The organism is Pseudomonas sp. BN505 (assembly GCF_029873175.1).
In the GTDB taxonomy this organism is placed as follows: Bacteria; Pseudomonadota; Gammaproteobacteria; order Pseudomonadales; family Pseudomonadaceae; genus Aquipseudomonas; species Aquipseudomonas putida.
Genome location: NZ_SSOI01000033.1, coordinates 16,731 through 35,820 on the forward strand (window position 1 = coordinate 16,731; position 19,090 = coordinate 35,820).

A 19,090-nucleotide genomic window follows, 5' to 3' on the forward strand; every position below is an offset into this window, starting at 1 on the left:
GCGGGCTTGCCCGCTCCCACAGGGATGAGGGGCAGCGCCGAACCTGTGGGAGCGGGCAAGCCCGCGAAGAGGCCGGCACAGGCTGATAGGTCCCCAGGCACAAAAAAACGCCCCAAGGGGCGTTTTTTCGTTACCGGGCGGTTCAGGCGTAGTGCTTGGCCGCCGGGCTGCTTTCCACCAGGTCCAGCGCCACATCGTTGTCGGCACTGATCTTCTGGTACAGGGCAGCATCGGTTGCCAGTGTCTTCTCGCGCGCCGGGAAGATTTCCTTGAGCTTGGCAGCCCAGGCACCTTTGGCCTGCTCGGGGAAGCAGCGTTCGATCAGTTCCAGCATGATCGACACGGTCACCGAAGCGCCTGGCGAAGCGCCGAGCAGTGCGGCCAGGCTGCCGTCCTGGGCCGAGACCAGCTCGGTACCAAACTGCAGCACACCGCCTTTTTTCGGGTCTTTCTTGATGATCTGCACGCGCTGACCAGCCACTTCCAGGCGCCAGTCTTCGGCCTTGGCCTGCGGATAGAAGCGACGCAGGGCTTCCAGACGCTGCTCCATGGACTGCATCACTTCGCTGACCAGGTACTTGGTCAGGTCCATGTTGTCACGGGCCACGGCCAGCATCGGGCCGATGTTGCCCATGCGCACCGACAGCGGCAGGTCCATCAGCGAACCGTGCTTGAGGAACTTGGTGGTGAAGCCGGCGTACGGGCCGAACAGCAGCGAAGTCTTGCCGTCCACAACGCGGGTATCCAGGTGCGGTACCGACATCGGCGGGGCGCCCACGGCGGCCTGGCTGTAGACCTTGGCCTGGTGCTGCTTGACGATTTCCGGGTTGTCGCAACGCAGCCACTGGCCGCTGACCGGGAAGCCGCCAAAGCCTTTGCTTTCCGGGATGCCGGACGCTTGCAGCAGCGGCAGGGCCGCGCCGCCAGCGCCGAGGAAGACAAAGCGGGCGTCGACCTCGCGGCTGCCGCCGCTGTTGACGTCCTTGATGCTCACGGTCCAGCCGTTGCCGTTACGGCGCAGGCCGACGACCTTCTTGCTGTATTTCACCTGCGCGTCGGGCGAGTTGCCCAGCAGCTTGAGCAGCTTGTTGGTCAGGGCGCCGAAGTTGACGTCGGTGCCTTTGGCTACACGGGTAGCTGCAATGTGCTGGTCGGCCGGGCGGCCTGGCATCATCAACGGCATCCAGTGGCTCATCACCGCCTTGTCTTCGGTGTATTCCATGTCAGCGAAGGCATGGTGCTGCTTGAGCAGCTCGAAGCGCTTCTTGAGGAAGGAAACACCCTTGTCACCCTCGACGTAGCTCAGGTGCGGGACAGGGTTGATGAACGCACGCGCCGAGCCGAAGTTGCCCTTCTTGCTCAGGTAGGCCCAGAACTGGCGCGACACCTCGAACTGGGCGTTGATGTGCACGGCCTTCTTGATGTCGATGCTGCCATCGGCGGCCTGGGGCGTGTAGTTAAGCTCGCACAGACCAGCGTGGCCGGTACCTGCGTTGTTCCAGGGGTTGGAGCTTTCCGCGGCTCCGGAGTCCATCGCCTCGACGACCTCAAGCTTCAGGGTCGGGTCAAGCTCCTTCAGCAGTACGGCCAGGGTGGCACTCATGATGCCCGCGCCTACCAGTACTACATCAACCGATTCGTTCTGCGCCATTTAACGCGTCTCCACAATCTACAGCTACCTAATTGACAGCATAGGACCTGGGGTAGCCAGGGTCGCCATGTCCGACTTTTCGCAGTTCTTGCAACTTCCGCGGACACCGCCAATCAGTCTTCGGGTTCAGCTATTGAACGCCGTTTGCCACGGGTGCGGCAATTCGACTTATGGTCAAGGTGTCGTGCGTGCGTTATGGAACGGTTCAGACACTCATACGGGATGAGCGCATTTGCCGCCTGTTCAGGGCTGTTCGGGACACATCTGCCGCTTTTGCACATGCCAGACTGTTCATTTGCTCGCCACACTCTTGTGAAGTTGTGAAAACCGTTTTTTCACGCTCTTTTGGAGACGTGAACCTCAAAAGGGGACTGCGCGATGGCAACCCGCAGGTTCATGCAGTGTGAAGGGCCGGAAAAGCAGGCACGACAGCCGATGCAAGACCTGAGTGGAAGGCTCTCTGTGGGCGAAGCGGTGAAGTTGCCGGGGTCAATCGGCGAGTGCGGGGCCCGATCAGGAGACGTCCTTATAATCGGGGGGAGATTATAGCGATGTCGCGGGCAGAAATGTCGCCATTCGTGGTTTTTATTGCAGCGTTTGTCAGGCCGCGAGGATGCGCTGGTGCCAGCGGCGGCTTGCGCGGGCGCAAACCCGGGCGTCGGCGGGCAGCTCGCGGCCCAGCCAGGCCAGCTGGATTTCACCGACCTGGACCCAGCCGCTGCCGCTTGGCACCTGGCTGCATTGCTTGAAAGCCAGGCATTTGCCTTGGCCATCGAGGCGGGCGTAGGTGTTGTGGCGCGGGCGTTGGAAGAGCAGAGTCCAGAGCGAGGCCATGGCGGCGAGTCCTTTGCGTGAGGGCTTGGCGCAAGGATAAGGGCGGGGCCATGAAACGATTGTGACAAGCGGGTCGGGCCGATGACTGGTCTGTGCCTGGCTAGGTATACTGTGGGCCTTTGCCGCATTTTCTGGAGAAACGCGCATGTTGCAACGTCTGTTGTTCGGTTTGATTGCCGTGGCCAGCCTCAGCCTGGTCGGTTGTGCCCACAGCCCGCAACAACTCAACCCGCAACCCACGCTCAAGGCCCAGCTCGCCCCTGTGGGTCACGGCCAGCCGGTCGTGGTGCGGGTGGTTGACGGCCGGCCTTCGCAATCCTTGGGCACCCGTGGTGGCATGTACCCTGAGACCAGCACCATCAGCGTCAGCGGTAACGACGTGGTACCCAAGCTGCAGGCCCAGGCCGAAGCTGCCGTGCGCCTGCTCGGCTTCACCCCGACGCCGAATGCCTCTGGCGCCCCCCAGCTGACCGTGACCCTGGCCGAGCTGAAATATCAGTCGCCCAAAGACAACCTGTACGTGACCGAGGCTACCATCGGCGCCACCTTCCGCGCCGACGTGCGCAATGGCGGGCGCAGCTACAGCGGCCGCTACGGCGCTTCGCTGGACCAGCGTTTCGGCATGGCGCCGAACCAGGACACCAATACCCAGCTGGTGGGTGATGTGCTGAGCGATGCCCTGACCCGCCTGTTCAAAGACCCGACCATCGGGCAGGTGCTGGGCCAGTAAGCGTTTGGCTGGATGAAAAAACCCGCTCCCTGTGCCAGGTAGCGGGTTTTTTGTTGCCTTTGCTGGCCTCTTCGCGGGTTCATCCGCGAAGAGGCCAGCAAAGGCTTACGCTGCTTCCACGTAGAAATCCAGCAAGCTGAAGCCCGTCCCGGCATCCACCTCTGGCAAATCTTCATGTACATGCCCGCCCAGCGCACAGTAGACCAGCCACTGGCGGTCCTGCACATTGATGGCAAAACCATCGATCAACGCCTGTTGTTCATCGCTCTGGGCCACGAGGTAGAGGCGGTCCTGGTTTTCGGCGTGCAGCATGAACAAGCTCCGGATGATGAGAGGCCGACAGGGTGGCCTGTTCAGATGACGAGTGAATGACAGATGAAATTTAATGACACTTTGTCGCCCATGCCGGGCGCCGAACAGCCACTTGGGTAGAATGCGTGCCTTTGCCGCTGCTCACACCGAGGTTGCGTGATGTCCTTGCAAGTGCTCTGGGGGTTCCTGGCCGCCCATCCCACCAAGTTGATCAACCTGCTGGCGCTGCTGCTGACCTGCCCGGGCGGGTTGCTGCTGCACAGCGCACGGCGGCGCGAGGCCGAGACCCGCGAATACATGGCGGTGGAGGAGGGGGTGGTGGACGCGTTCGACCTGCGGGTGCCACGCTACTTCTACATTCTCGGTTTTTCGTGCTTGGCGATGGCGTTGCTGTTGTCCTGGTTCAGTACCTGGGTCTGAGAAATTGGGGCCGCTTTGCGGCCCATCGCGGCACAAGGCCGCTCCTACAAGAGATCGCGTTCCCCTGTAGGAGCGGCCTTGTGCCGCGATGGGCTGCAAAGCAGCCCCGGCAATCTTTCAGGCTACAGGTGCCTGCTGCCTGACCTGATACTGGTTACGCACTGGTGTCGCATACTGCAGCACCAGGTAAGGCCGCTGCTCTTCAGGGCAGGCATCCAGCCGGCGCTGCCATTCTTCCTTGGCCTTGGCCAGCTCGTCCGCCGGGAACACCTTTTCGGCACTCGGCACCTGCAGCGCCTCATCCTTGCTGTCCCACATCGCATACGCCAGGTAATGCACCGGGAACAGGCGGTAGCTGCCAAGGATCTGCCGGTCGATTTCGGCTGCCAGCTGCTTGGTGTCCTCGTAGTACGCGGTCACCGGCGGGGTGAACGTGATGTGCACCCGGCCCTTGTAGCCGGTAATGCCCTTGGCGATGCTGTTGTCATCCTCGCCGGGTGCCTTCTGGTAGGTACCGGTGGTGGCGCGGATGTAAAGCTCGCGGGCTTTGGCCTGGTCGCACGGGTCGTATTCGTAGCTGATCGACACCGGCGTCAGGTTCAGGCTCTGGATCACCGCACCGAACGGCTCGTCCTTGCGGCTCATGTGGAACATCTTGAGGATCGCCGAATCGGTGCGGTCGTCACCGTCCTTGGCGCGGCCTTCGGCCTGGGCGATCCAGATCGACGTGGCGTCGTTGCGGATCGAGTGGCTGATGTAGGCCGAGAGCAACTGATAGGCTGCCAGCTTCTCGCGGCGCCCGCTGATGGAACGGTGCACGATGAAGCTTTTGTTCAGGCGCATCATGTCGCTGACAAAAGGCTTTTGCAGCAGGTTGTCACCAATGGCAATGCGAGGGGTGGGCAAGCCTGCGTGGTACACAGCGTAGTTGACGAAGGCCGGGTCCATGACGATGTCACGGTGGTTGGCCAGGAACAGGTAGGCGGTGCCGGCCTTGAGCTGTTCCACGCCGGAATAGGTAACGCCGTCAGTGGCGCGGTCGATGGTCTGGTCGACGTAGTATTCGACTTTGTCCTGCAGGGTCGAAACGCAGGTGACGCCAGCGAATTCCTTGCGCAGGCGACGGGCAATCAGCGGCTTGAGCAACCAGCCGAGAGCACCGGCCGCACGCGGGAAGCGGAAGTGGGTGAGGATATCGAGGAATGCCGGGTCGCTGAGCAGGCGTGCCAGAACGGCAGGGACCTCAGCGTCGTCGTACGGTCGGATGGCATCGAATTCGCCCATCATGCTCTCTTGTTGGAAACGGCTAGGGTAATAAGGTAGGGGCGGGCTCCGAAAAACGGCTCGGACACACACAGGCCCTGTAAACAGACCGGCAATTATACGCATAAGTCACCCCGGAGGCCGCGATGCTGGAAACTGCGAACTACGAATGCCCTTATTGTGGCGAAGACGTCGAAACCACGGTCGACCTGTCCGGTGGCGATCAGGAGTACATCGAGGACTGCCAGGTGTGCTGCAAGCCTATCCGCTTCGTGCTGCAGGTTCATGGCGAGGAGTGGATGCTGGACGTCTTCGGTGAGAACGACTGATGCGGCGTATCTACGAACCTGAAAACCTGCTCGAAGCCGAAATGCTGGTCGGTATGCTGGCCAGTGAAGGCATCAACGTGCAGCTGGTGGGCCGTGACTTGATGGGGGGTGTGGGGGAGCTGCCCCTGCAAGGCCTGCTCGGGCTTGCGGTGGCGGATGAGCAGGCCGAGTACGCACGGCAGCTGATCGATGCGTACAATGATGCCCAGCCACTGGTTGGCGACGAACCGGAGAGCTTCCCCGGTACCTTGATCTGCTAGGTTCTGAATTCGCCCATGTGTGGACGTTACGCCCTGTTTCGCTGGCCCCAGGCGCTTGCAAGCCTGCCTGGCTTCCCTGAAGGCCAGCCGGCCCAATGGAACATTTCGCCCGGGGCTTCGGTGTTGATCCAGCGCCAGCTCGACGGCCAGCAGCAGCTGGCCAAGGCGCGCTGGGGCCTTACTCCGGCCTGGCTCACAGACCTGTCCCGTACCCCCGCGCATGCCCGCGCCGAAACCCTGGTCGAGCAGCCAATGTTTCGCGATGCATTTCGCCAGCGTCGCTGCCTGATGCCGGCCAATGGCTTTTACGAGTGGCGTGGCAACGTGCGTAAACGCCCGTACTGGTTGACCCCGGGGGAGGGCTCGTCGCTGTATTTTGCAGCAGTGTGGGAGGCCTACCCGGTGCAGGACCAGGTGTGGCTGAGCTGCGCGGTGGTGACCCAGGCAGCCATGAGCCAGCGTCGGCCGCTGATATTGGACGAGGCGGGACAGGCGGCGTGGCTTGACCCGGATACGCCGATCACCCGCCTGCACGAGTTGCTGGCCAGCCCGCCGGCAACATTGCGAGAGCGTGCCTTGGCCAATTTCGTCAATGACCCGAAGCTGGATGCGCCGGAGTGCCTCACGCCGGCCTGATGCTCTGGCTGCACGGGCCCTTTCGCGGGCACGCCCGCTCCCACAGGGTGTTCGGTACGCCTGGGGAAAATGAAATACCTGTGGGAGCGGGCATGCCCGCGAAGAGGCCGGTGCAGGCGAATAAAATCTTCCCTACGGCTATAGCGGGCACTGGCGACTCGGCCTAGGATACGGCGCATGTAAAAAGGGAGTGTTTTCATGCGTAAGTCTTTTGTCGTCAGCCTGTTGAGTGCTGGCATCCTGCTGGCCGGTTGCCAGGCGGTGAACACCACCAGCGGCGGCGCTGTCGGCGTGCAGCGCCAGCAGTACATGTTCAGCATGCTCTCGACCGATGAGGTCAACCAGATGTACGCCCAGTCGTACCAGCAGACCCTGGGTGAGGCATCGAGCAAAGGTGTGCTCGACAAATCCAGTGCCGATGCCAAGCGCGTACAGGTCATCGCCAACCGCCTGATCGCCCAGGCGCCCAAGTTCCGCCCGGATGCCGCGCAGTGGAACTGGGAAGTCAACGTGATCAAGAGCGACGAACTGAACGCCAACTGCGGCCCGGGCGGCAAGATCATTGTCTACACCGGGCTGATCGATCAGCTCAAGCTCACCGATGCGGAAATCGCCGCGGTGGTGGGGCACGAGATTGCCCACGCCCTGCGTGAGCACAGCCGCGAGGCCATGTCCAAGGCGTACGGCGTGGAAATGGCCCGTCAGGGGGCCGGTGCCATCTTCGGCCTCGGCCAAGGCAGCATGGCCATGGCCGACACCGTGGTGAACTACGCCATGACCCTGCCCAACAGCCGGGCCAACGAGAACGAGGCCGACCTGATTGGCCTGGAGCTGTCGGCGCGTGCCGGTTACGACCCGAATGCCGCGATCACCTTGTGGAACAAGATGAGCAAGGCTTCCGAAGGTGCACCGCCTGAGTTCATGAGTACTCACCCGGCGTCCGAAAGCCGCATTGCCTCGCTGCAGGCGGCGATTCCGAAGGTGATGCCGCTGTATCAGGCTGCGGCCAAGCCGTAAGACTTTGTTTTCGGTTTACGCGGTCCCATTGTAGGAGCAGCCTTGTGCTGCGAAAGGGCCGGTAAGGGCAGTCCACTTGGGGTGCCTATACCGGCCTCTTCGCAGCGCAGGGCTGCTCCTACAGGCCTTGCGTCAGGCTGCAACTTTCGGTCAACCCACCCAACCACTGGCTTTCATCGCCGTATAGACCGCCACGATGGCCAGCACGAAGAACGCCGTGGCCGCCAGGCGACGGATCAGGGTCAATGGCAGCTTGTCTGCCGCGAAGTTACCCGCCAGAACCACCGGCACGTTGGCGATCAGCATGCCCAGAGTGGTACCGATGATCACCATGATCAGGTGCGGATACTGCGCCGCCAGCATGACGGTGGCGACTTGGGTCTTGTCACCGATTTCTGCCAGGAAGAACGCGATGAGCGTAGTCAGGAACGGCCCGAAGCGGCGCGCCGGGTTCTCGTCGTCATCCATCTTGTCGGGCACCAGGGTCCACAGCGCAGTGGCGGTGAAGCTCGCGGCGAGGATCCAGTGCAATGCCGAGTCGCTGAAGAAGCTGCCGAACCAGGCACCCACGGCGCCAGCGGCGGCATGGTTGGCCAAGGTGGCTGCGATGATGCCGGCAATGATCGGCCACGGCTTGCGGAAGCGGGCAGCGAGAATGAGCGCGAGCAGTTGCGTCTTGTCGCCGATTTCGGCGAGGGCAACGATGGCGGTGGGGACCAACAGAGATTCCAGCATCAGGTTTCCTACGGGGGCGGGTCGACACGGCTATGACACGTACATCCTCCCCGCCCCGGGTAAGGTGTGCGTGTCATAGGTCTTGTCAAACCCTGGATCCGTCTCTGCGGATCTCTCCATGCAGGCTGGCATGGTGGGTCGCACGCGCCATGGTCTGTTGACCAAGTATGTTGACGCGTACCGGGCGAGCAGGGTGCTCGCGGGAGACTACTCCCCTAGGACGGTGCGGATTCTGCCTAGGCAAAACGCTTTCGGCAAGCGCTGTTTTTATCCGCGTGTTGCCTGATAGATCCGGAAACCGTCAGCGTCGGCGCGCACCTGGCAGTTGCCCAGCGCCCCTTCGATCAGCGGCTGGTAGCGTAGGAAGCTATTGGCAACAAGGCGCATTTCGCCGCCTTTTCGCAGATGAATCGCCGATTTTTTCAGCAGGTTTTCCGAAGCCTGGTAGTTGGTGTGTACCCCGGTGTGGAATGGAGGGTTACTCAGGATCAGGCTGAGATCGGTCGGTGCCGCGTCGATACCATCCCCGCTGATCACCTCGCCTTCCAGGCCGTTGGCCGCCAGCGTCAGGCGGCTGGCCGCCACGGCGAAGGCATCCACATCAAGCAGGGTTACCCGGCTTTGCGGATAGCGGCGCTTGACCGTTGCGCCCAGTACCCCCGCGCCACAGCCGAAGTCCAGCACATGCCCGCTCGGCAGGCCGTCGAGGTGCTTGAGCAGCAGGGCGGTACCGCGGTCGAGGCGCCCGTGGCTGAATACGCCAGGCAGGCTGACTACTTGCAACGGGCCGTCTTCCAGGGCCAGTTCGAAGCGTTCGGCCAGGCTTTCCAGCGGCTTGGCCTCGGGCGCCTGCTCGATGGTCACTTGCCACAGCTGGCAGTGCCGGGCGCTGTCCAGCTTGCGAGGTTTGCCAAAGGCCTGCAGCTGTTTGGCCGCGCCTTCGATGCCGCCGCGCTTTTCGCCGACCAGGTACAGCTCACGGCCGGCCAGGCGCGACGCCAGGGCATTGAGCAGGTAGGCGGCCAGTTCGCGGGACTTGGGCAGGAACAGCACGGCGCTGTCGAAGGGCACTTCAGGCGGTTCGACACCATGGTGACTGCGGCCGGCAAAACGGCTGTCGAGCAGGGCCTGATCGCCTGCGTGCCATGTCCAGGCCTGGGCCTGTGGCAATTGGCCGAGCAGGCCATCGGCGGGGGCGCCGGCAATCAGCAGCGGCCCTTGGAACAGCTCTGCCTGGCGGAGCAATACTTCACTGCGCGGGTCCATGGACGACGCCTCCTGGAAAAAAGTGGCGCAGTGTAGCAGAGGCGGGCGCCCCGCTCAGCTGACCACGCGGCGTGCCTGGCCGGCGAAGAAGGCCTGGGCGTTCTCGCTGAGCTGGCCGACGATGCGTTGGCGTGATTCCACCGCCCCCCAGGCGCTGTGCGGGGTGATGATCAGGCGTGGGATGCCGGGTTCGAGCAACGGGTTGCCGTTGACCGGCGGCTCCACGCTGAGCACGTCGGTGGCCGCGCCGCCCAGGTGGCCATTGCGCAGGGCATCGGCCAGCGCCTGCTCGTCGATCAGGCCGCCACGGGCGGTGTTGACCACCAGCGCACCGGGCTTGAGCAGGGCCAGTTCGCGGGCACCGAGCATGTGCCGGGTGTGCTCGTTCAGCGGGCAGTGCAAAGTCAGGGCGTCGACTTGTGGCAGCAGCTCGTCCAGCGGCAGGCGGTCGGCGCGTTCCGGGCGGCCGGGAATCTGCCCGCTCAGTACGCGCATGCCGAAGGCTTCGGCCAGCCGCGCTACAGCGCCGCCCAGTTCGCCGTGGCCGAGCAGGCCGAGGGTTTTGCCTTCGAGCTCTACGATGGGAAAGTCCAGCAGGCAGAACTGGCTGGCCTTGGCCCACTGGCCGTCCGCCACCGCCTGGTTGTAGTCGCACAGGCGGGTGGCCAGGGCCAGCAGCATGGCGAGGGTGTGCTGCGCGACGGACGGCGTGCCGTAGCCCTGGCAGTTGCACACCGTGATGCCCTGTGCGCGCGCTGCTGCCAGGTCGACATTGTTGGTGCCGGTGGCGGCCACCAGGATCAGCTTGAGCTGTGGGTTGGCGGCCAGGGTCGCGGCGTCGAGCATGACCTTGTTGCTGACCACCGCCACGGCGCCCTGCAGTCGCTCTGCGACCTGCTCCGGACGGGTAGCGGCGAACAGCTCGAACTCATCGAACTGGCTTTGTAGCGGGGAAAGGTCGAGGTCACCGAGGTCCAGGGACTGGTGATCGAGAAACACGGCGCGACGCGGGCTGGGCATCAGTAAGGCTCCGTTGGCAGGGCAGGGATGATCCATCACCCGGACAATGCCACTCATACCTCGCGCAGCCAAATCATTCCTTCGGCTGATTTAGCCGTCACATTCGCGAACTACAGTGGTTACCAGATTTGTCCGGCCCGCTTTTCAGAAAAGGGATAACCATGCTGCAGACCCGCATCATCAAGCCCGCCGAGGGCGCCTACGACTACCCGCTGCTGATCAAACGCCTTCTGATGTCCGGCAGCCGCTATGAAAAGACCCGGGAAATCGTCTACCGCGACCAGTTGCGCCTGACGTACCCACAGCTCAACGAGCGCATAGCGCGCCTGGCCAACGTGCTGACCGAGGCCGGGGTAAAGGCCGGTGATACGGTGGCGGTCATGGACTGGGACAGCCACCGCTACCTGGAGTGCATGTTCGCCATCCCGATGATCGGCGCCGTTGTGCACACCATCAACGTGCGCCTGTCGCCCGAGCAGATCCTCTACACCATGAACCACGCCGAAGACCGCGTGGTGCTGGTCAACAGCGACTTCGTCGGCCTCTACCAGGCCATTGCCGGGCAACTGACCACCGTTGACAAGACCCTGCTGCTGACCGATGGCCCGGACAAAACGGCCGAGCTGCCCGGCCTAGTGGGCGAGTACGAGCAACTGCTGGCAGCCGCCAGCCCACGCTACGACTTCCCGGACTTCGACGAAAACTCGGTGGCCACCACCTTCTACACCACCGGCACCACCGGCAACCCCAAGGGCGTGTACTTCACCCATCGGCAACTGGTACTGCACACCTTGGCCGAAGCTTCGGTCACCGGCAGCATCGACAGCGTGCGCCTGCTGGGCAGCAACGACGTGTACATGCCCATCACCCCGATGTTCCATGTGCATGCCTGGGGCATTCCCTACGCCGCCACCATGCTGGGCATGAAGCAGGTATACCCGGGGCGCTACGAGCCGGACATGCTGGTCAAGCTGTGGCGCGAAGAAAAGGTCACGTTCTCCCATTGCGTGCCGACCATCCTGCAGATGCTGCTCAACTGCCCGAACGCGCAAGGGCAGGACTTCGGCGGCTGGAAGATCATCATCGGCGGCAGCTCGCTCAACCGTTCGCTGTACCAGGCTGCCCTGGCACGTGGCATCCAGCTGACCGCCGCGTATGGCATGTCCGAAACCTGCCCGCTGATCTCCGCTGCGCACCTGAACGACGAGCTGCAGGCCGGCAGCGAGGATGAGCGCGTCACCTACCGCATCAAGGCCGGCGTCCCGGTGCCACTGGTCGAGGCGGCCATTGTCGATGGCGACGGCAACTTCCTGCCGGCAGACGGTGAAACCCAGGGCGAGCTGGTGTTGCGTGCGCCGTGGCTGACCATGGGCTACTTCAAGGAGCCGGAAAAGAGCGAGGAACTGTGGCAGGGGGGCTGGTTGCACACCGGCGACGTTGCCACCCTCGACGGCATGGGCTACATCGACATCCGCGACCGCATCAAGGATGTGATCAAGACCGGGGGCGAGTGGGTGTCTTCGCTCGACCTGGAAGACCTGATCAGCCGTCACCCGGCCGTGCGCGAAGTGGCGGTGGTGGGGGTAGCCGACCCGCAATGGGGCGAGCGCCCGTTTGCCCTGCTGGTGGTGCGCGAAGGCCAGGCCATCGATGGCAAGGCGCTCAAGGACCATCTCAAGCCATTTGTCGAGCAAGGGCACATCAACAAGTGGGCGATTCCTAGCCAGATCGCCGTTGTTACTGAAATTCCCAAGACCAGTGTCGGCAAGCTCGACAAGAAACGCATCCGCCAGGACATCGTCCAGTGGCAGGCCAGCAACAGCGCGTTCCTTTCCACGCTGTGACCGCCGTGCGGGTCGCCAACGTCAGAACGCGACCCGCACGCTAGAGGCCCCGGCGCCTTGCCAAATGGCAGAAATGCGCCATCCTTGAGCTCTGCCAGCCCGCAACCGGGACAACACCGCAGCGAGTTGGCGGCATGGAGCGCAAATCACACTTTAGAGGGATCAAGCGCCTGTGCCTTGCTGGCTATAGTCGGGGCCAGGAGATTTTCAGGAATGGGGGAGGGCGATACGCGCAAGCCGTATCGCCGCAGGTGCAAACCTGCAAACCGGTCGTTCGGGCCGTTCTTGAAAGGACTCACTGCCATAACAATAAAGTACATGGAGTAGCGTCGATGAAATCTGCAAACCTGTTCTGGCGCCGGGCCAAGTTGCCCCTGGCCGTCAGCCTTGCTTCCACGCTCGCAAGTCCTGCTTTCGCTGTCAGTTTCAACATTGGTGAAATCGAAGGCCAGTTCGACTCGTCGCTCTCCATCGGCGCCAGCTGGTCGACAGCCAACCCCAACAAGAACCTGATCGGGGTGAACAACGGCGGCAAGGGCCTGTCGCAGACATCCGACGACGGCCACCTGAACTTCAAGAAGGGCGAAACGTTCTCCAAGATCTTCAAGGGCATCCATGACCTGGAGCTCAAGTACGGCGATACCGGCGTGTTTGTGCGCGGCAAGTACTGGTACGACTTCGAGCTGAAGGACGAAAGCCGCGAGTTCAAGGACATCAGCGACTCCGGCCGCAAGGAGGGCGCCAAGTCGTCCGGCGCGCAGTTGCTCGACGCCTTTGTCTACCACAACTATTCCATCGGCGATCAGCCGGGCTCGGTACGCCTGGGCAAGCAGGTGGTGAGCTGGGGTGAGAGTACCTTCATCGGCGGCGGCATCAACTCGATCAACCCCATCGACGTGTCGGCGTTCCGCCGCCCAGGGGCCGAGATCAAGGAAGGCCTGATCCCGGTCAACATGTTCTATATCTCGCAAAGCCTTACCGACAACCTGTCGGCCGAGGCCTTCTACCAGATCGAGTGGGACCAGACGGTTGTTGATAACTGCGGTACGTTCTTCTCGCAGCCGGACATCATTGCCGACGGCTGTACCGACAACCTGCGTGTGCTCAACAGCAGCCGCACGGTGCCCGGCGCGGCCCAGCAGTTCCTCGCCTCCCGGGGCGTGGACATCAACGAGGAAGGGGTGATGGTGCGCCGCGGCGCCGACCGTGATGCCCGCGACAGCGGCCAGTTCGGCGTGGCACTGCGCTATATGTTCGACCCGCTGGACACCGAGTTCGGCGCCTACTTCATGAACTACCACAGCCGCGCACCGATCTTCAGTGCCACCGGTGCCCCACCATCGGTGTTCGCCGGCCTGAGCGCGCTGCCTGCCCAGTTGCGGGCGCTGGCACCGCTGATTGTGGCTGGCAACTCCGAGTACTTCGTCGAGTACCCCGAAGACATCCGCCTGTACGGCCTGAGCTTCTCCACTACGCTACCTACAGGTACGGCCTGGAGTGGTGAAGTCAGCTATCGCCCCAATGCCCCCGTACAACTGAATACCACCGACATCCTGTTCTCGGGCGTGCGTCCGATTGGTGGCGCACTGACCAACGCTTCGCTGCTCTCCGGTACCCCCGGCCAAGACCTGCACGGCTACCGTCGCAAGGAAATCACCCAGTTCCAGACCACGCTGACGCACTTCTTCGACCAGGTAATGGGTGCCAGCCGCATGACTGTGGTGGGCGAAGTTGGGGTAACCCACGTTGGCGGCCTGGAAAACGCCCGCGAGACCCGCTATGGCCGTGACCCGGTCTTCGGGCCTGGCCCGCTGCCTGCCACTGGCGGTGCGGACACCTGCCAGGCACTCAATACCAGCACCATCGCCGGCGCAGGTGCCGGGGCATCCACCACCAACCTGAATCGCAAATGCGAAAACGACGGCTACACCACCAGCACTTCCTGGGGTTACCGCGCGCGGGTCATCTGGGACTACAACGATGTCTTTGCCGGGGTAAACCTCAAGCCCAGCGTGGCCTGGTCGCATGACGTTTCTGGCTACTCGCCCGGCCCTGGTGCCAACTTCGAGGAAGGCCGCAAGGCAGTCAGCCTGGGCCTGGACGCCGAGTACCAGAACACCTACACGGCGAGCCTGTCGTACACCAACTTCTTCGATGGCAAGTACAGCACCGTGGATGACCGTGACTTCGTCGCGCTCAGCTTCGGCGTGAACTTCTAAGCATACAGATCCAGGACGACACGACATGAACAAGACCAGAAGTCTGCTGCAAGCCGGTGTACTGGGCCTGTCCCTGCTGGCGACCAGCGTCATGGCTGCGGTATCCGCCGACGAGGCGGCCAAGTTGGGCAGTACCCTGACCCCGATGGGGGCTGAAAAGGCCGGCAACGCCGATGGCTCGATCGGCCCTTGGGAGCCGCTGTCGAAGAGTGCGGGCAGCGTCGACGGCAAGGGTTTCCTGGCCGACCCGTATGGCAGTGAAAAGCCGCTGTTCACCATCACTGCGCAAAACGCCGAGCAGTACAAGGACAAGCTTTCGCCGGGCCAGATGGCCATGCTCAAGCGCTACCCGGACACCTTCAAGATCCCTGTATTCAAAACCCATCGCGGCTCCACGGTACCTGCGGACGTGTTCGCCGCCATCAAGAAAAACGCCACCCAGACCACGCTGACGGAAGGCGGCAACGGTTTGAACAACTTCAACACGGCGGTGCCGTTCCCGATCCCGAAAACCGGCCTGGAAGTGATCTGGAACCACATCACCCGTTACCGGGGGGGCAGTGTCAGCCGCCTGGTGATCCAGGCCACGCCGCAGCAGAACGGCTCTTTCAGCCCGGTTTACTTCTCCGACCAGTTCGTCTTCCGCGACAGGATGAAGGATTACGACCCGAACAACCCAGGCAACATCCTGTTCTACTTCAAGCAGGAAGTGACCGCGCCAGCGCGCCTGGCCGGGACTGTGCTGCTGGTGCACGAAACCCTCGACCAGGTGAAGGAGCCGCGCAAGGCGTGGATCTACAACGCCGGCCAGCGTCGCGTGCGCCAGGCGCCGCAAGTGTCGTACGACGGCCCGGGTACCGCCGCCGACGGCCTGCGTACCTCGGACAACCTGGACATGTTCAACGGTGCGCCAGACCGCTACGACTGGAAGCTCGAAGGCAAGAAGGAGCTGTACATCGCCTCCAACGCCTTCAAGCTGGATGACCCCAAGCTGAAGTACGCCGACATCATCAAGGCCGGGCACATCAACCAGGACCTGTCCCGTTACGAGCTGCGCCGCGTCTGGCACGTGGTCGCAACCCTGAAACCGGGCCAGCGGCACATCTACGCCAAGCGGGACTTCTACATCGATGAGGACACCTGGCAGGCCGCAGTGATCGACCAGTACGACGGCCGTGGCCAGCTGTGGCGCGTGTCCGAGGCCCATTCCCAGCCGTATTACAACAAAGAGGTGCCTTGGTACACCCTGGAAACCATCTACGACCTGCAGTCGGGTCGTTACCTGGCCCTGGGCATGAAAAACGAAGAGAAGCGCGCCTACGACTTCGGCTTCAGTGCCAGCAAGGCCGACTTCCAGCCTGCGGCGTTGCGCCAGTCGGGTATTCGTTGATCTGAAAACCCTTCACTCCGTGTGATCCCCAGAACGCCCCGGCCTGCCCGGGGCGTTTCTGTTTCCTGCTCCGGCGATAATTTCCAGTCAAACACAGGCCCTGTAGGAGCAGCCTTGTGCTGCGAAGAGGCCGGTAAGGCTAAAGACTCTCTTCGGCTGCAATGGCCTCTTCGCAGCACAAGGCTGCTCCTACCGCTACTGCACTGGCCTTGAAGCTGTGCAATCCCTGTATGAGCGGGCGATAAATTTGCTGAATACCCACCCAAACCCCCGCCCCAACCCCCTGTCCATCAGCCATGTTGCTTTTTGTCGCAGTCTTTTCAGGGGCAATTGCGCCCATCATCTTCAAATGCGCTGCGTTACCGGCTAGTCTCGCAAGCATCCATATCGCCGAAGTCCTCCACCCAGAACGAGCCGGCCATGACAGATTTGTCCCGTACACATGGATTTGCCAGCCAGGCCCTGGGCCTGCTGGACGGGCGTTTCTTCCGGCCGCCGCTGCCGGACGGCCATGTGCCGCGCTTGCGCCTGTGTCAGCGTCTGCACGCCGGGCTGGGTGGCCGGCTGTTGCTGGTCAATGCCCCGGCGGGTTTTGGCAAAAGCTCCCTGGCCATCGAATTTTGCGAAGCGCTGCCCGAGCATTGGCGTAGCCTGTGGCTGGGCCTGAGCCAGCGTGATGCCGACCCAGGCCGCTTTCTTGAACGCCTGCTCGAAGGCCTGCAGCAGTACTGCCCTGCGCTGGGCGGGCAGGCCATGGGCTTGCTGAAAATGCGCCAGCGCCACCAGCCGTTCGCCTTCGAGGAGTGGATCGACGGCCTGCTCGACGAGCTGGCGCTGTACCTGCAAACCGATACCCCTTTGCTGCTGGTACTGGACGACTATCACCTGGCCCAGGGGCCGGTGCTCGACCGCTGCCTGCAGTTCTTCCTCAACCACCTGCCCGCCGGCCTGGTGTTGCTGGTTACCAGCCGCCAGCGCCCGGATTGGCACCTGGCGCGCTTGCGGCTGTCGCGCCAGCTTGTCGAACTGAACGAACAGGATTTGCGCCTCACCGACGAAGAGTCGCTGGCGGTGATCGGCCGGCAGCCAACGGCCCTGCGCGGCCAGGCACTGGACAACCTGATCCAGCGCAGCGACGGTTGGGTGGCCGGTTTGCGTTTCTGGCAACTGGCAGCCAGCGAGTCGGCGGACGAGCAAGCCTTGCCCCAGGCCTTACATGGCGGCGAAGGCCTGATCCGCGACTACCTTCTTGAAGAAGTCATCGACATGTTGCCCGCCGACGTACAGGCGTTCCTGTACGACACGGCCTGCCAGGAGCGCTTCTGCGCCCCGTTGTGCGACGCCCTGCGTGGCCGCCAGGACAGCGCAGCTGTGCTGCGTTTCCTGCAGGCGCACCAAGTGTTTTTGGTGCCGCTGGACGAGCATGGCCACTGGTTCCGCTACCATCACCTGTTCTCCGACCTGCTGCGCAGCCGGCAGGCCAGCGAACCACTTGCCGGTTTGCAACTGCGTGCCTGTCGCTGGTTTGAAAAGCAGGGCCTGCTGGACGAGGCGGTAGAGCAGGCGCTGCGTGCCGGCCACCTCGATGTCGCTGCCGACCTGGTGCAGAGCCTGTCCGAGGAGCAACTGCTGGCTGAACAGAACGTCGGCATGCTGCTGCGCTGGAAGATGGACCTGCCCGACAGCCTGCTGATCAGCACTCCGCGGTTGATCGTGCTGTACAGCTGGGCGTTGGGCCTGGCGTGCCAGCTGGACGCCGCCGAGGAACTGGCCGGCTACCTCAGCCGCTTTCTGCCCGCGCCTTCGGCCACCGCGCAAAAGTCGATGCTGGCCCAGTGGCTGGCGCTGAGTGGGGTCATTGCCCGCGGCCGTGGCGACCGCGAACGCACCTTGGCCTATTGCGGCGAAGCGCTGCAGAGCCTGCCGAGCAAGCGTTATGGCCAACGCCTGGTGTGTTTGTCGACGCTGTCCAACCTGGCCATTGCCGATGGCGACTTCTGGCGGGCCCGAGGCTGGAACCGCGAAGCCCTGGAGCTTGCCCAGCGGGTTGGCAACCCGTTGTTCGAGGCGCTGGCCCATTACGACCGGGCGCGGGTGCTGCATGCCCGTGGCGAGGTGTTGCGCGCACTGGACGAAGTGCGCCAAGGGCTTCAGCGCCTGCAAGGGCTTTCGGCGCAGCGGCTGTATGCCGTGCGCGCGCGCCTGACGCTTTACGAAGGTTACCTGCTGGTCTCGCGCCTGCAGCCGGCCCAGGGCCGTGCGCGTTTGCGCGCGGGGCTGGGCGAGGCGCGGGCCTGCCGGGATATCAGTGTGCTTATCGGCCATTGCGTGATTGCTACGCTCGATGGCCGGGAAGGGCACTTTTCAGAGGCGTTTGCCGAATTGGCCGAGGCCGAGCGCCTGATGCATATCTGGGACGTGCCCCCGGTCTACTACCTGGCCATGATTACCCTGATCAAATGCGAATTGTGGCTGGCCCAGGGGCGTACCGACCTGGCCGAGTCCTGGCTCCTACGCCTGGGCCAGACCTACGGCGGTGAGCAGCCGGCAGCCGCACCGGAGTTCCACCCGCTGCTGCCGTTGCACATTGCGTTGCAGCAGGCGCTGCTGGAGCGCATCCAGTTACGCGGTGACGACGCCGTACAACGCCTGGCAAGTCTGGTCGAGCGTGGCCAGGCCAGTGGCGGCATGCTGCTAACCGTCAGCGCCCTGTGCCAATGGCTCTCCCTGCTGCTGGACGAAGGCCGGGAAGGGCAGGCCGCGCAATTGCTGCCAAGCCTGCTGGCATCCGCGCATGGCGGCGTGCTGCAACCGTTCCAGCCGCTGCTGGAAAAGCACCCGCACTGGCTTTCTGAGCAATTGCAGGCAGGTTCGTCCTGCCCGGTTCAGGCAGAACTGCTCAAACGCCTGCCGCAGCAGCGAGGCGCCATCACCGGCACTGGCGAAGCCCTGAGCGGCCGCGAACTGGCCGTGCTCGAACTGATTGCCCAAGGATGTTCCAACCAGCAGATCAGCGAGCGGCTGTTCATTTCCCTGCACACCGTAAAGACCCACGCCAGCCACATCAACAGCAAGCTTGGGGTTGAGCGGCGTACCCAGGCGGTTGCCAAGGCCAAATCCCTGGGGGTGCTGGCGTGATACTGGCCCTGCAGGTCATTGCCCGC

Annotated in this window: 17 protein-coding genes and 1 riboswitch; of the genes, 10 read left to right on the forward strand and 7 right to left on the reverse strand. The window is 63.2% G+C overall.

Annotation, left to right across the window (positions count from 1 at the left end; all coding sequences use genetic code 11):
• Positions 1–142 precede the first annotated feature (142 nt).
• On the reverse strand, positions 143–1,651 hold the full coding sequence (gene mqo / locus E8E78_RS10750) for a malate dehydrogenase (quinone) (protein ID WP_059396054.1): 1,509 nt from the start codon (positions 1,649–1,651) through the stop codon (positions 143–145).
• A gap of 600 nt (positions 1,652–2,251) precedes the next feature.
• Positions 2,252–2,485 carry a hypothetical protein gene (locus E8E78_RS10755; RefSeq protein ID WP_016501485.1) on the reverse strand — a complete coding sequence of 78 codons (234 nt, stop codon included), beginning with the start codon at positions 2,483–2,485 and terminating at the stop codon, positions 2,252–2,254.
• A 145-nt stretch (positions 2,486–2,630) separates the two neighbouring features.
• Here E8E78_RS10755 and E8E78_RS10760 point away from each other — a divergent pair, with 145 nt between their 5' ends.
• Positions 2,631–3,215, forward strand: a complete 585-nt coding sequence (locus tag E8E78_RS10760) for a YajG family lipoprotein (protein ID WP_016484885.1) — start codon at positions 2,631–2,633, stop codon at positions 3,213–3,215.
• Between the two features lie 105 nt (positions 3,216–3,320).
• Here E8E78_RS10760 and E8E78_RS10765 read toward each other — a convergent pair whose 3' ends face one another.
• Positions 3,321–3,527 carry a hypothetical protein gene (locus tag E8E78_RS10765; protein ID WP_016501484.1) on the reverse strand — a complete coding sequence of 69 codons (207 nt, stop codon included), beginning with the start codon at positions 3,525–3,527 and terminating at the stop codon, positions 3,321–3,323.
• 159 nt (positions 3,528–3,686) lie between these two features.
• Between E8E78_RS10765 and E8E78_RS10770 the strand changes: the two genes are divergently transcribed.
• Positions 3,687–3,947, forward strand: coding sequence for a hypothetical protein (locus E8E78_RS10770; RefSeq protein WP_016484887.1), 261 nt, complete (start codon positions 3,687–3,689; stop codon positions 3,945–3,947).
• A gap of 117 nt (positions 3,948–4,064) precedes the next feature.
• Here the strand turns inward: E8E78_RS10770 and E8E78_RS10775 are convergent, their stop codons facing one another.
• Positions 4,065–5,231 carry a 1-acyl-sn-glycerol-3-phosphate acyltransferase gene (locus tag E8E78_RS10775; RefSeq protein ID WP_049277218.1) on the reverse strand — a complete coding sequence of 389 codons (1,167 nt, stop codon included), beginning with the start codon at positions 5,229–5,231 and terminating at the stop codon, positions 4,065–4,067.
• Between the two features lie 125 nt (positions 5,232–5,356).
• Here E8E78_RS10775 and E8E78_RS10780 point away from each other — a divergent pair, with 125 nt between their 5' ends.
• The 4 genes from E8E78_RS10780 (at position 5,357) to E8E78_RS10795 (ending at position 7,452) form a co-directional block, all read left to right on the forward strand.
• Positions 5,357–5,539, forward strand: a complete 183-nt coding sequence (locus E8E78_RS10780; RefSeq protein ID WP_049277219.1) for a CPXCG motif-containing cysteine-rich protein — start codon at positions 5,357–5,359, stop codon at positions 5,537–5,539.
• Positions 5,539–5,799 carry a DUF2007 domain-containing protein gene (locus tag E8E78_RS10785; protein WP_016501480.1) on the forward strand — a complete coding sequence of 87 codons (261 nt, stop codon included), beginning with the start codon at positions 5,539–5,541 and terminating at the stop codon, positions 5,797–5,799. The genes E8E78_RS10780 and E8E78_RS10785 overlap by 1 nt, the downstream gene beginning before the upstream one ends.
• A 15-nt stretch (positions 5,800–5,814) precedes the next feature.
• Positions 5,815–6,435 (forward strand): SOS response-associated peptidase, encoded by a 621-nt coding sequence (locus tag E8E78_RS10790; protein ID WP_016501479.1) that lies wholly within the window; start codon positions 5,815–5,817, stop codon positions 6,433–6,435.
• 198 nt (positions 6,436–6,633) lie between these two features.
• Positions 6,634–7,452: a M48 family metallopeptidase gene (locus E8E78_RS10795; protein ID WP_049277222.1), complete on the forward strand. Its 819-nt coding sequence runs from the start codon at positions 6,634–6,636 to the stop codon at positions 7,450–7,452.
• 150 nt (positions 7,453–7,602) lie between these two features.
• On the opposite strand, the gene E8E78_RS10800 is transcribed toward E8E78_RS10795, so the two are convergent.
• From E8E78_RS10800 to E8E78_RS10810, 3 genes are all read right to left on the reverse strand, one after another.
• Positions 7,603–8,187, reverse strand: coding sequence for a TMEM165/GDT1 family protein (locus E8E78_RS10800; RefSeq protein ID WP_016501477.1), 585 nt, complete (start codon positions 8,185–8,187; stop codon positions 7,603–7,605).
• Positions 8,188–8,275: 88 nt separating this feature from the next.
• Positions 8,276–8,415: riboswitch (yybP-ykoY riboswitch) on the reverse strand.
• Between the two features lie 39 nt (positions 8,416–8,454).
• Complete coding sequence (locus tag E8E78_RS10805; protein ID WP_049277224.1) at positions 8,455–9,453, reverse strand: class I SAM-dependent methyltransferase; 999 nt, start codon at positions 9,451–9,453, stop codon at positions 8,455–8,457.
• A gap of 54 nt (positions 9,454–9,507) precedes the next feature.
• On the reverse strand, positions 9,508–10,473 hold the full coding sequence (locus E8E78_RS10810; protein ID WP_049277226.1) for a 2-hydroxyacid dehydrogenase: 966 nt from the start codon (positions 10,471–10,473) through the stop codon (positions 9,508–9,510).
• A 161-nt stretch (positions 10,474–10,634) separates the two neighbouring features.
• On the opposite strand from E8E78_RS10810, the gene E8E78_RS10815 reads away from it, so the two are divergent.
• The 4 genes from E8E78_RS10815 to E8E78_RS10830 all read left to right on the forward strand — a co-directional run bounded on the left by E8E78_RS10815 (position 10,635) and on the right by E8E78_RS10830 (position 19,064).
• Positions 10,635–12,317, forward strand: a complete 1,683-nt coding sequence (locus E8E78_RS10815) for a fatty acid--CoA ligase (RefSeq protein WP_059396053.1) — start codon at positions 10,635–10,637, stop codon at positions 12,315–12,317.
• Positions 12,318–12,649: 332 nt separating this feature from the next.
• Positions 12,650–14,536 carry a DUF1302 domain-containing protein gene (locus E8E78_RS10820; protein ID WP_049277229.1) on the forward strand — a complete coding sequence of 629 codons (1,887 nt, stop codon included), beginning with the start codon at positions 12,650–12,652 and terminating at the stop codon, positions 14,534–14,536.
• A gap of 25 nt (positions 14,537–14,561) precedes the next feature.
• Complete coding sequence (locus E8E78_RS10825) at positions 14,562–15,926, forward strand: DUF1329 domain-containing protein (RefSeq protein ID WP_016501472.1); 1,365 nt, start codon at positions 14,562–14,564, stop codon at positions 15,924–15,926.
• Positions 15,927–16,346: 420 nt separating this feature from the next.
• The gene (locus E8E78_RS10830) at positions 16,347–19,064 is read left to right on the forward strand and encodes a LuxR C-terminal-related transcriptional regulator (protein ID WP_049277231.1); all 2,718 of its coding nucleotides are present in this window, start codon (positions 16,347–16,349) and stop codon (positions 19,062–19,064) included.
• The last annotated feature ends 26 nt before the right edge of the window (positions 19,065–19,090 follow it).